The sequence below is a fragment of the Cohnella suwonensis genome (assembly GCF_042655365.1).
Classification (GTDB): Bacteria; Bacillota; Bacilli; order Paenibacillales; family Paenibacillaceae; genus Cohnella; species Cohnella suwonensis.
In genome coordinates, this window is record NZ_JBHSMH010000051.1 from 1 (window position 1) to 11,377 (window position 11,377).

The window sequence follows — 11,377 nt, forward strand, 5'->3', positions numbered from 1 at the left end:
GGTCGTCGTCATTGCCGTTGACCTGCCGTATATTTAAATCATAGATCAGCATAACTTAGCCCTCATCTATTTAATAGGTGGGGGCTATTTGACGCTTACGGATATAATGATTTTAGTGAACTGAGATAAGAACATAGCCAGGCAAAATCATTTGAGAAAAAGATGGAGAGGCGCTTAGTTTAATGTCGGATAAAAAGAGCTACTATGCATTCGAGGATCCATCTGGTACCACAATTGAATTTAAAGCCACCAGCTTACAACAGGCAATGATGATTAAGAAGAAGAAGGCCGTAGAACTGGGGATTCCTAAAGAGGCTTTCGAGCTAACCAGCATAAGCAAAAAACCAAGCCGGAGCGCATAGTCTGGCTTTTTATGAAGGAAGAAAACATGTCGAGAACAGATGATCTCGCCGGTATTGATTAATGATCCAAATAAAAAAGGAATGCCTGAAATATCGGCATTCTTTTTTTGTGCTAATTAGGAAACAACTTCTTGAGTGCATCCTTCTGAGTGGCCTTGATTTCTATTACAGGGCGTATCGCTTTGGCGTTAGCTTCAGCTTCCTCGACATCTTTAGCGAGACCTAGAGCGAGGAGCGTACCCGCGGCGACGGTACCTGTCCGGCCCTTGCCGCCACCGCAATGAAACGCGACTTTATGGCCGGCGTTATACGCGTTCACGACTTCATTAATGGCTTGTTTAAACAGCAGGTGCTCATTATCTGTTGAATTATCGCCCAGAGGAATCTTGATCCAATTGGCTTTCGATTCGGGGTATGCACATCCGGTTGATTCTTCTCGTAGGTCAACTACAACATCAATGCCCTCGTTCTTTTCCATCGCTTCGACATCTTTAGCCCCGCCCATGAAGATACGGTTCTCATGAAGGGAATGATAGTTTTCCTCCATTAGTCATTTCCTCCCGAATTATCTATTTGCTTTTACGAAAACTCGTGAATTCTACGGCAACCGGCGCGGTAGGAGGGGCGCAGCATAGGGATAAATCCCGCGCGTCGCCCGCAGATTCGAACTCCGAATCCTCTTTCGTATTGAAGATTTCCCAAGCGTTGCCGTCCGGATCGTATACCCATACTTTATCTTGAACCGCATAGCAGCAAGTCGTGTTCATCTCATCGATGAGTAGAAGGTCAGCCTGGCGTAACCGCTCACCCATGGCTAATACATCTTCGGTGTTATCGACTTGAAAGCCTAGGTGGTTTAGCACGCCGTTTTTCTCGAATGGACGAACGTTTAACGAGAAATGTAGGGCGGGATTGTCCAATTCAAACTTCGCATAATTGTCCTTCACCTTAGTTGGCTCTGCCCCGAAGAAGCTGCGATAGAAGGTAAGAGATTTATCCAGATCAGAGCAATTAACGGCAACGTGCATTCTCTTGATCGCTGCCATGTTTATTTACCTTCCTGAACGAACTTCTCGATTCTGGATTGAATCGCATCACGGACGACGCGGAACTGATCCATAATATCTTCTTCGGTACCTGTTGCTTTGGCTGGATCGTCGAATCCCCAGTGCCACTTGATCACATTAGGGTTAGGAATGACCGGGCAATGTTCATCGGCGTGTCCGCAAAGGGTAATGACGTAAGTCGCACGGCTCAACGTTTCTGCATCAATCGTCTTTGAAGCGTTATTTGATATATCGACGCCGGCTTCCGCCATAACTTTGACAGCCCGAGGGTTCAGCCCATGGGCTTCAAGTCCCGCGCTTTGCACTTCGTACAAGTGACCGCCGATTGCATTCAGAAATCCGTCCGCCATTTGGCTCCGGCAAGAATTACCTGTACAGAGGAAGTAAACGAGTTTTTTATCCATTTTGAATGTCTCCTTTAGTGTGGGAAATTAGTGGACTATTTTTAACCAGAAATAGAGGCTTGTAAGAGTAATGAATAAGACAGGAACAGTGAGGACGATACCGATCTTAAAGTAATATCCCCATCCAATCTTAAGTCCTTTGGACGAAAGGACATGGAGCCACAACAAGGTAGCGAGCGAGCCGATAGGTGTAATCTTAGGCCCCAAGTCGGATCCAATCACGTTCGCATAGACAAAGGCCTCATGCATGATACCTGTTGATTCCGTGTCTTTAATCGCCAATGCATCGATCATTACGGTTGGCATATTGTTCATGATCGAGGAGAGAATCGCCGCAATAAAACCGGATCCGATCGTTCCGACGAATAGCCCTTGATCTGCGACCCATTCGAATACGGTTCCAAGTTCGTCGGTAAGTCCGACATTTCTTAGACCATACACCACAACGTACATTCCGATCGAAAACACGACAACCGCCCAAGGAGCCCCTTTGACTAGATTCCAGGTATGAATTTCTTTGCTCCGTCTAGCCAGAAGCAAGAAGACGATAGCGGCTATGCCGGCAATAATCGAGACTGGCACGTCAATGAATTCGCTAGTCAAATAGGCAATTAACAGAACGGCAAGAATAACCCATGACATTCGGAACAATCGAACATCTTTGATCGCCTCGCTCGGCTTCTTCAACTGAGTGAGATCGTAGTTTTTCGGAATACTTTGCCGGAACATCAGGTAGAGGACCAGCAGACTGGAAGCAATCGCGAATAGGGTGGGGATGATCATGCGACTGGCGTATTCCACGAAGCCGATTCCAAAGAAATCCGAGGATACGATGTTAACCAAGTTGCTCACGACGAGGGGTAACGATGCGGTATCCGAGATAAAACCACTCGCCATTATAAAAGGCAATATCATTCGCATATCGAATTTCAGCGCCCTTACCATGGCAAGGACAATGGGCGTTAAGATGAGAGCGGCTCCGTCATTCGCGAAAAATGCCGCAACAGCAGCGCCAAGCAGAATGACATACACGAACATCAAGTTGCCATTCCCTTTTGCAAACCGGGCCATGTGAAGAGCAGCCCATTCGAAGAAACCAATCTCATCTAATATCAATGAAATTAAAATGACGGCTACGAAGGCGAGCGTTGCATTCCATACGATCTGGGTGACGTCCCAGACATCGTTGAAATTAACGACTCCGAATATAAGAGCAATGATTGCGCCAGCGCTAGCGGACCAACCGATATTCAGTCCTTTAGGCTGCCAAATCACAAACACAAGCGTTACTAAAAAGATGAGGGAAGCGATTGTTAGCATAAATCCTCCGAGTTCAGTCGCAGCTCTGCGAGCTTAGCGTGTTTGTTCGTTCTTTCATGGAAGGGAGCTGGGCTAGAATTTCATTCAAATAAGGTTTGTCGTCCAGATTCAAAGAGTAGTAAACCCATTGTTTGCGCTTGGTTTCATTAATTAGACCTCCTGTTTTCAGTTTCTTGAGATGCTGACTCACATTCGACTGAGTGGTCTCCAAGAGATCTACGATATCGCAAACGCACATTTCCTTTTCCTTCAGAAGGGCGAGGATCGTCAATCTGCTCTTGTCGGAAAGAAGCTTTAAGGACTCCAACATCTCATCAACATTTGTCAATTTACTCTTCGCTCCTTTCATTTCGTACTTAACTAATACGTATTATACACCTCCACTAACATTAGTAAACAATAATATTATTGAAAACTAATGAAGGAAGACTGCAAGAAAATTGTCCGAATGATGACGAGAGAAGACTAATGGGCATCATTGCGAAAAGGCAGTTAAATTGAAAAAGGAACTTAAATTTAAATCTCGAATATCTAATGTAATCGGATAGCTAAAAATTTGATGACAGACAGGAGTTAAATACGATGATAAAAGGTTTTGGAGGAATATTTTGGAGAACTAAGAATCTTGAAGTTATAAAAAAATGGTACAGTGAAGTGTTGAAGATTGAAATTGAAAATTGGAATGGGACTGTGATAAAACCCCAATTAGGAAATGAGACTATCTTTTCTTTCTTTACCGAGAATGACAGTTATTTTCCAACAGAACAACAAGTGATGTTAAATTTCCAAGTACATAATCTAAACGAGACTATTAAGCATCTTGAACATATTGGTGTACCTCTTGCAAAGAAAGAAGAGATTAGTGAATTTGGAAAGTTTATTTGGATTGAAGATCCTGAAGGTCGACTGGTCGAGCTTTGGGAGAAAAAATAACGAGTTGTAATTCATTTGCTATTCTAACGGGACACTTTAGTGGAGGGGCTTGCTTCGCGGCAGCTCCTCTTTTTGTTTGCGTCGATTCGCACTGAGGAAGGGTTAGAAATAACTTGTTGCCGGGATACGCGATTAATAGAAACTCTTTCCCATAAATTTGGAACTAATTACCACAAAGGGCGTATGAAATTCTGTAGATTAGGAGGATGACTTTATATGCGCATAGGAAAAAAAGTAACTACTGGTTTGCTGATTTTGGTGCTCATGGTTGTTACATCCATAGGCTGCTCGAAAAAGTCGGAGCTTGAGATTGAGAATGCGGAAATAACGGTGCTGGTTTCGGATCAAGGAACTAGCTCCCTCGGAGTTCAGTTGAACGCTCTACTTGAGAAAAGCAAACAAGTAGTAGAAGAAAACAATGAAGGTATTGAAGTTACTATCGTGAAAGTGCCTCCCGAGCAGTATCAAGACAAAATCAAAGAGCTGTCTCCAGACGTATTCTGGTTCAACCCTACTGAAATAGAAAACCTTGAACAAGAAGGCAAGCTGTATGATTTGAATTCGTTGTTGGACAGCGAGAACGTGGATATCAGCAAGTTCTACTCGCCCAATATTATCGTTATGACAACCGTTAACGATAAATTTCTAGGCGTTACTCTCTCTGCTTACAACATGTCGATCGGATACAGTAAAGATTGGTTCGATAAAGCCAACCTTCCTTATCCCCTAGCGGATTGGACCTGGGAAGATTTCGAGGCTGCAGCAATTCGGTTGAAACAGGCAAATGGCGCGTACTCGCAATTTGCATACGGAGCGATGATCCCGCTACATCCGGAATTTATAGAAACCATCGCTATGGGTAGAGGGAGTGGGTTCCTGTCTCCGGATGGGTCGCAAGCGACGGATTTTTGGGACGGCCCGCAAGCCGTCGAAACGGTACTGTGGCTAAGGCAATTGATAGACAACGGCGCGATACCTGCTTTAGCGGGATCGGAAATGGGGACGATCGTTGATAAACTCGGTACGGAAACGGGAATGGTTATGTCGTTTACTCCCACAATCAACGAGCTCGCAAAAAGCTCCGACCGGATCGGAATCGTCGGCTTGCCTCATTTCGCGGATGGCATCAAGGTTAGCGCACCCTACATCACCGTTATGGGGATCTCCTCAACAAGCAAATATCCTCAGGCTGCATGGAAATATATTAATTCATTAACTTTGGAAGACAATCCGATCACGAGGGAAGCCTTCCAAATGGGAGTCAGCATTTCTAGTGCCGTGTTCGAGAAAATCGGAGACCAGGTAGAGCCGGCAATCGCTATCGACTACAACGAGTTGCAATATGCGCAGAAGCGTTCTTCCATGAAGTCGAAGGAATGGGGAAACATCCTGAATCGGTACGCAGGCGAGTGGATGTTACTTTTCGAGACGGACGATGACCCCGCCCCTCGGCTTCACGAGATGGCGAAAGGCATTGACTCCATGTTGGCCGAGGCTAGAGTAAAGAATACTGAAGGTAGTCAGCATTGAATCATCTTCTGTTCTCAGCACCAACCAGGCTCACTTAGACGGCTTTACATAAACTGGTGAAATAACATTCTTAAGCTGCCTGTTTTGCCTCCAAAAGAAACGATATGACTTACACTAATGGGGAACGTTGCTGAACAAACAGTATATATTAAGCCTATCGAGTTTATGAATCAACGCTGCTCCAAATCCAAGTGCTGTTGTAGATATCGGGCAATATAAGGAGAAAGTTGCTACAGGAAAACCGGATCAAAGAGCTATGTTTACAACTTTTTATAAAGATGGCGTTGTTTGGCCCAACGGTGCGAAGGAGCCTGTTGATACTGTAATATTTGCAACCGGATATCGGAAACGGTATATTGTGCGAAAGCTGTATCGGATGCTAAAAAAATAAAAAGGAGGCACCTGTGATTCCAGGTATCCTCCTTGATTATTCAACAACAGGCTTTGCTTGATTCTGAACCCTTGTCGTTGTTCTCGTTACATCCACAACCTTGATTGCCTGAGGCTTTAGCGGATGCATCTTCTGCGCAGCAGGCATCCGTACCAGCAGGAATTGACTTGTCGCAACAGCTCTGAGACTCCTTTGCACTTGCAGTTATCATTTGACCCACCTCCAATCGAATTTACATGCATTTGTTAAGACGTTGAAGGGTGGGAAAAGACGCAACTCTTATTGCAGTTACAACTTTCTCGGGAAGTTATTGGCTTACTAGGATGATAATCTAGGATATTTCCGAATCGATCAAGTTCAAATTGGCAACAGTTGAATATCAGTTCCTTTAGCTTCTGTCGGCCACGCTGAACTCTCGATTTCGCTCCCGAGAACGAAATGTCGAGATATTCGCTTAATTGCTTTTGAGTGTAGCCTTCGTATTCCGTAAGCTGAATCGCCTGTCGATATTTTTCGGGCAAGCGATCAATAAATGATTTTAAGCATTTAAGCAATTCATGATTTAAGTTTGATTCGGACTCTTGAAGCATGGGGAGTTCATCCGGTAATTCCTCTATGGGTTTCTCTTTGCGATAGTAATCAATCAGCGTATTTCTTGTAATTTGAAAGATCCATGCATGAAGCTTTTGTTCATTCCGCAAAGTATGAATCTGAGTGAGTATTTTAACGTACACGTTCTGTAGAATATCTTCTGCATCTTGTGGTCGACGAGTTCTACTGCTTATAAAGGATTGTAGCTGTCCGTGAAAGTTGCTCCAGACCTCATCTAATTCCATACGTTTAGCCTCCTTATGCTCTGTTTCAAGAAAGACGTTTGTTGTTGCAAAAAGACGCAAATTTAGGTTCGTTTCTTTTTATCAAAATATTTTGATTTAGTCTTGATCCCATTAAACCTTAATGGTAAGATCAGTATATCAAAAATATTTGATTAATGGAGCGGCGAAATAGCTTGCTGCCAACCCGCCTGCTGCTAAGGAGGAATGATCATGATCAAAGAACTTCCGGTGATTAATCAAAAAACGGAGTCAGTCGATTTCACACCTTATGAGAATAAGTTTAAGGCATTATCAGACCAGAAAAGACTGCAAATCATGTACGAACTCACACAGAGAGGGAACACATGCGTTTGCGATCTCGTTGAGATCTTAGAGATGCAGCAATCCAAGCTTTCTTATCATCTTAAGATTTTGCTGGATGCTGGTTTGATCATCCGTGAGACAAGAGGGACTTGGAGTTATTACGAGCTAAACCACGCTGAAGTCAATAACTTACTGTCTCCTGATCTGTGTTGTATATTCCGGAAATGACAATTGAGTTGAGACGAGGAGGAATTAACAATGAGTGATTGTTATTCGGTACCTGTTGCGATTATCGGCGGTGGACCAGTTGGGTTAGCTGCTGCGGCCCAATTAGTAAGCAAGGGCGAGACATTTGTGCTTTTTGAAGTAGCCGGTGAAGTTGCAGGGAATATCAAACAATGGAGCCACGTTCGACTTTTTTCTCCTTGGAGATTCAACATCGATAAGGCAGCGAAGAGCCTACTCGAAACCAGCGGATGGAATTCGCCCAATGAGGATGAGCTACCTACTGGTGGAGAACTGGTGGAACAATACTTAACCCCGCTTTCACAATTACCGGCGATTAAGCCATATATTCACTATGGTGCGAAAGTAATCGCGGTAAGCCGTAAAGGGCTAAGCAAAGTGAAAACAGCCGGCCGCGAGAAGCTACCTTTTGTCATACACGTAGAACAAAACGGTGCAAGATCAACCTTTGAGGCCAAAGCTGTTATCGATTCATCCGGCACTTGGTCCAATCCAAATCCTGCGAATTCGGAAGGGGTTTGGACTCAGGATGAATTGTCTTTAAGTAACCGGATCTTCTATGGCATTCCTGATGTTCTGGGGAGGCATAAAGAGAAGTACAGTGGCAAAAAAGTGCTTGTCGTCGGAAGTGGACATTCCGCTATAAACGCGCTGCTTGATTTAGAAAAGCTTAAAGAGCAGGAACCATCAACACGCATTGTTTGGATCATACGTAAATCTAATGTGAGTGAGGTCTATGGCGGACAAGAAAGCGATAGTTTACGTGAACGTGGAGAACTAGGCACTCGTCTCCAACGTTTAGTTGAAAAAGGGTTTATCGAGGTTGTCTCTGCCTTCCACATCATTCATTTTAATCAAGATGGGGATTATATTACCGTTACAGGTACCCAGAATGGAGAGGCTATTCAAATCGAGGGGATCAGTGAGATCATCAGTAATACTGGGGCACGCCCTGATATGGCCTTCTTGAGAGAAGTAAGAACGGATATGGATCCAAGTATCGAAAGCGTTGATGCCTTGGCCACACTCATTGATCCAAACATCCATAGTTGTGGAACCGTCAGACCACATGGAGAAAAGGAATTGCGTCAGCCCGAGCATAACCTGTACATCGTTGGCGCCAAGAGCTATGGTAGGGCACCGACGTTCTTAATGGCTACCGGCTACGAACAAGTAAGATCCGTCGTCGCAGCTCTAACTGGGGACTGGGAATCAGCAAGGAAAGTGGAGTTGGATTTACCGGAAACCGGTGTATGTAGCGTTAGTAACCCAACGAAATTAGTATCAATTGATGAATCAGGCGACACTTGTTGTACAACAGCTAAAGTGAGTCCGACACCCAAATCATCGTGTTGCTCCTAAGCGCTGCTCTTAAACGAAGAATAGACAGCCGGAATAAGCCTGTGATCCTTTTCGCACTTATGACGGCTGTTTCGTTATTTGGAGATTCTATGTTATATCATGGTTATTCACTAAATTAAGTATTCGGAATGGGTTATTCCTCGCCTTAATTATCGCAGGGACAACAACCTTTGCAAGTTGTCTACAAGCATCAAGATTAGTTATTGGCATATTCCTTTCACCCTGGGTCGGAAAGAAAACCGACGGGAAATGGGGGAGAAGGTCGGTCTTGTATGTTATGTTATTAGCTTCATCGATCTTTATAGCGATTGTGCAGATGGAGATTCCACTGGGGCCATTTCTTGGGTATTTGTCAGAAAAAACTCTTGGTTTATCTACAACTTATTGGTTAGCAGCTTCAGTGATACTGTTGTTGAGTATTCGATGGGCGCTTTCGCCGCAGGTGAATGGTCATGACCAGCCGGGGCATATCCGGAGCAGGCGGGAATCGTCCAATGGCGGAGAAGTTTTCGGTTCGGAGGGTCGGGAACGCCTTTCATCGTACTGAAGGACGAATGCCTCTTCGAGATTACCGGATCAAGCTGCTACATGTCGGGACCATAAGTGAAGCCGTTTGGGTGTTTTTTATGGAGCAGATGGGAGCGACAGCCGGTTAGGCAGTAGCGGCTGTGATAGTTCAACGATAACAGGTTGCCGGCAGATGATGGCAACCTGTTTTAGCTTTAAATATGCAGATCGATAATGGGACAATGTTCTTGTCATTTATGGGATCATGTTCTTGACATCCGACGTCCTCAATAAAACATGTCCTGGTCGATATGCATAACGTGGACACCCACTTTATTTGACAAGTGCAAGCTGTTCTCCCGGCTGGAGAGCGAAGCCTTCGACTCCTTGCTCCTTCAGCTGTGCGGTGAAGGCTGCAGTATCTTGCACGATGCCTGGGAATGTGCTGTGATGAACCGGGATCACGTTCTTTGCTTGCAGCCACTTCGCTGCAATCAGAGCATCCTTAGGTCCCATTGTGTAAAAATCCCCGATCGGCAGTACCGCGTAATCAATATCGTGGAGCTCGCCGATCATTTTCATATCTCCGAACAAGGAGGTGTCGCCGGCATGATAAAGCGTAACTCCTTTCCAATCCATGACAAATCCGCCCGGCATGCCTGCATAGACGATGCTTTGGGAATCGTCCGCAATAATAGAAGAGCTGTGGAATGCATGAACAAGCTTTGCTCTGGCAAATCCCAAGTCCACAGTTCCTCCGATATTCATTCCGATCGTCTTCAAGCCCTTCCAAGAGTAATAGGTAGCGATCTCAAAGTTGGCTACAATGGTCGCATCGTTAGCTCTGGCGATAGCTTCCGCATCAGCGGTGTGATCCGTGTGTCCGTGCGTAAGCAAAATGTATTGAACTTGAATGTCCTCGGCTTTCGCTTTGGCAACGGGATTGCCGCTCAGGAACGGATCGATGACGATAGAGCGCTCTCCATCCGAGATCTGAATGCAAGAGTGTCCGTGAAAAATAAGGTTCATTTTTTCTCCTCCATATACTATTTATTATTCGTTTGACGACAATGAGAGTATATTCTTTATTTATTTTTTTGTCAAATTACTGTAATATGATGATAGTAAGTACTCTGGAAGGGGATCAAAAACCGAATGCTGTCAATAGAGAAGCAGATACTTTTCCTGCTTACAAAAAAGCGTTGCATGCATGCTAAAGAAGTAGTGCAAATTTATACGAAGCGCGGCTATAAGGAGCAGTCGATCAGGAACGTTCTATCACGAATGAAGAAAGAAGAGTATATTCATGCGGAAGAACGTTCCCTGTATTCCATAACGGACAAAGGGGAGCAGTTTGTATCCTTCGTGAACCGAAAACCGCAGCAATACGATGTGGACTGGAACCGCAAATGGTATTTCGTGCACTTCGAGGTACCGGAGTCGGAGAGGCAAAGCAGGGATCAATTCCGTTTGCAGCTGCTGCAGCTTGGCTTCGGTCAACTATATAAAGGCGTATATGTCTCTCCTTGGGATTACAGAAAGCAGCTTTTGTCATTGATTCATGCGGTCTCCATGGATGATTACGTCACTGTCTCGGAAGCGTCGATTTTGTTTCGGGATATTACCCCCGAGCGGGCATCCGACATTTGGCCTCTAGCCGGCATCCATCGCCTGCATCAGGAGAAGTGGCAATGGTATCAAGACGAATTCGTGCCGGCTTTGAATAAGGAAATCAGGGGCAGGATGGATCCCTTAGAGCTGTTTGTCCTTTATTTGCATGTCGGAGAGGTTATTAGCGAGATTAGCCTTAGGGATCCCATGCTTCCGGCGTCTCTGCTTCCAAACGATTGGATGGGTCATCGCGTAATCGCCGAGTTGTATCGTTCGTTTCAGTCGTTCGCCACCCTCATCCCCAGCTCTTCAAAATATTATCAATTTCTCGTGTAAACACATGAGTAAGGACGACCCACAGAACAACGAACCGTTCCCCTGAAAAGAGGAACGGTTTTTTATCGACTGCGCGCCTAGCCAAGTTAGGCACAACTAGCCGGTGAAAGTCCGGTCGAGGTAAGAGCCAAGTCGCCTCGTAGCTGACGGGCAGCTGGTGGAGAGATCC

13 protein-coding genes are annotated in these 11,377 nt (G+C 45.0%); 6 read left to right on the forward strand and 7 right to left on the reverse strand.

Translation table 11 applies throughout. The annotated features are described in order from the left end of the window. Positions 1-182 precede the first annotated feature (182 nt). Positions 183-362 carry a hypothetical protein gene (locus ACFPPD_RS15365; protein WP_209751883.1) on the forward strand — a complete coding sequence of 60 codons (180 nt, stop codon included), beginning with the start codon at positions 183-185 and terminating at the stop codon, positions 360-362. A gap of 112 nt (positions 363-474) precedes the next feature. Here the strand turns inward: ACFPPD_RS15365 and ACFPPD_RS15370 are convergent, their stop codons facing one another. Genes ACFPPD_RS15370 through ACFPPD_RS15390 form a run of 5 tightly spaced genes read right to left on the reverse strand, consistent with a single transcriptional unit; the run spans position 475 to position 3,502 of the window. Next, entirely contained in the window at positions 475-909 is a 435-nt protein-coding gene (locus ACFPPD_RS15370; RefSeq protein ID WP_209751885.1) for a protein-tyrosine phosphatase family protein, read from the reverse strand. A 22-nt stretch (positions 910-931) separates the two neighbouring features. Beyond that, entirely contained in the window at positions 932-1,408 is a 477-nt protein-coding gene (locus ACFPPD_RS15375) for an ArsI/CadI family heavy metal resistance metalloenzyme (protein WP_209751887.1), read from the reverse strand. A 2-nt stretch (positions 1,409-1,410) separates the two neighbouring features. After that, positions 1,411-1,833: an arsenate reductase (thioredoxin) gene (gene arsC, locus ACFPPD_RS15380; RefSeq protein ID WP_209751889.1), complete on the reverse strand. Its 423-nt coding sequence runs from the start codon at positions 1,831-1,833 to the stop codon at positions 1,411-1,413. 27 nt (positions 1,834-1,860) lie between these two features. After that, the gene (locus ACFPPD_RS15385; RefSeq protein ID WP_209751891.1) at positions 1,861-3,153 is read right to left on the reverse strand and encodes an arsenic transporter; all 1,293 of its coding nucleotides are present in this window, start codon (positions 3,151-3,153) and stop codon (positions 1,861-1,863) included. A gap of 13 nt (positions 3,154-3,166) precedes the next feature. Beyond that, the gene (locus ACFPPD_RS15390; RefSeq protein WP_378082590.1) at positions 3,167-3,502 is read right to left on the reverse strand and encodes an ArsR/SmtB family transcription factor; all 336 of its coding nucleotides are present in this window, start codon (positions 3,500-3,502) and stop codon (positions 3,167-3,169) included. Positions 3,503-3,735: 233 nt separating this feature from the next. Here ACFPPD_RS15390 and ACFPPD_RS15395 point away from each other — a divergent pair, with 233 nt between their 5' ends. Further along, entirely contained in the window at positions 3,736-4,086 is a 351-nt protein-coding gene (locus ACFPPD_RS15395; protein WP_209751894.1) for a VOC family protein, read from the forward strand. Between the two features lie 216 nt (positions 4,087-4,302). Continuing rightward, on the forward strand, positions 4,303-5,616 hold the full coding sequence (locus ACFPPD_RS15400; RefSeq protein ID WP_209751896.1) for an ABC transporter substrate-binding protein: 1,314 nt from the start codon (positions 4,303-4,305) through the stop codon (positions 5,614-5,616). 636 nt (positions 5,617-6,252) lie between these two features. Here ACFPPD_RS15400 and sigZ read toward each other — a convergent pair. Further along, positions 6,253-6,843: an RNA polymerase sigma factor SigZ gene (gene sigZ / locus ACFPPD_RS15405; RefSeq protein WP_209751898.1), complete on the reverse strand. Its 591-nt coding sequence runs from the start codon at positions 6,841-6,843 to the stop codon at positions 6,253-6,255. A 210-nt stretch (positions 6,844-7,053) separates the two neighbouring features. Between sigZ and ACFPPD_RS15410 the strand changes: the two genes are divergently transcribed. After that, a complete protein-coding gene (locus ACFPPD_RS15410) occupies positions 7,054-7,374 on the forward strand; it encodes an ArsR/SmtB family transcription factor (protein WP_209751900.1) in 321 nt (106 codons plus the stop codon). A gap of 30 nt (positions 7,375-7,404) precedes the next feature. Beyond that, positions 7,405-8,754, forward strand: a complete 1,350-nt coding sequence (locus ACFPPD_RS15415; protein ID WP_209751902.1) for an NAD(P)-binding domain-containing protein — start codon at positions 7,405-7,407, stop codon at positions 8,752-8,754. 840 nt (positions 8,755-9,594) lie between these two features. Here ACFPPD_RS15415 and ACFPPD_RS15420 read toward each other — a convergent pair. Continuing rightward, on the reverse strand, positions 9,595-10,290 hold the full coding sequence (locus ACFPPD_RS15420; protein ID WP_209751904.1) for a metal-dependent hydrolase: 696 nt from the start codon (positions 10,288-10,290) through the stop codon (positions 9,595-9,597). A 255-nt stretch (positions 10,291-10,545) separates the two neighbouring features. Here ACFPPD_RS15420 and ACFPPD_RS15425 point away from each other — a divergent pair, with 255 nt between their 5' ends. After that, positions 10,546-11,208, forward strand: coding sequence for a PaaX family transcriptional regulator C-terminal domain-containing protein (locus tag ACFPPD_RS15425; RefSeq protein ID WP_209751906.1), 663 nt, complete (start codon positions 10,546-10,548; stop codon positions 11,206-11,208). Positions 11,209-11,377 lie beyond the last annotated feature (169 nt).

Excerpts from the sequence above, each read along its gene's own strand:
- ACFPPD_RS15365 (WP_209751883.1), top strand. The coding sequence starts at position 183 with ATGTCGGATAAAAAGAGCTACTATGCATTCGAGGATCCATCTGGTACC.
- ACFPPD_RS15370 (WP_209751885.1), bottom strand. The coding sequence starts at position 909 with ATGGAGGAAAACTATCATTCCCTTCATGAGAACCGTATCTTCATGGGC.
- ACFPPD_RS15375 (WP_209751887.1), bottom strand. The coding sequence starts at position 1,408 with ATGGCAGCGATCAAGAGAATGCACGTTGCCGTTAATTGCTCTGATCTG.
- arsC (WP_209751889.1), bottom strand. The coding sequence starts at position 1,833 with ATGGATAAAAAACTCGTTTACTTCCTCTGTACAGGTAATTCTTGCCGG.
- ACFPPD_RS15385 (WP_209751891.1), bottom strand. The coding sequence starts at position 3,153 with ATGCTAACAATCGCTTCCCTCATCTTTTTAGTAACGCTTGTGTTTGTG.
- ACFPPD_RS15390 (WP_378082590.1), bottom strand. The coding sequence starts at position 3,502 with ATGAAAGGAGCGAAGAGTAAATTGACAAATGTTGATGAGATGTTGGAG.
- ACFPPD_RS15395 (WP_209751894.1), top strand. The coding sequence starts at position 3,736 with ATGATAAAAGGTTTTGGAGGAATATTTTGGAGAACTAAGAATCTTGAA.
- ACFPPD_RS15400 (WP_209751896.1), top strand. The coding sequence starts at position 4,303 with ATGCGCATAGGAAAAAAAGTAACTACTGGTTTGCTGATTTTGGTGCTC.
- sigZ (WP_209751898.1), bottom strand. The coding sequence starts at position 6,843 with ATGGAATTAGATGAGGTCTGGAGCAACTTTCACGGACAGCTACAATCC.
- ACFPPD_RS15410 (WP_209751900.1), top strand. The coding sequence starts at position 7,054 with ATGATCAAAGAACTTCCGGTGATTAATCAAAAAACGGAGTCAGTCGAT.
- ACFPPD_RS15415 (WP_209751902.1), top strand. The coding sequence starts at position 7,405 with ATGAGTGATTGTTATTCGGTACCTGTTGCGATTATCGGCGGTGGACCA.
- ACFPPD_RS15420 (WP_209751904.1), bottom strand. The coding sequence starts at position 10,290 with ATGAACCTTATTTTTCACGGACACTCTTGCATTCAGATCTCGGATGGA.
- ACFPPD_RS15425 (WP_209751906.1), top strand. The coding sequence starts at position 10,546 with ATGAAGAAAGAAGAGTATATTCATGCGGAAGAACGTTCCCTGTATTCC.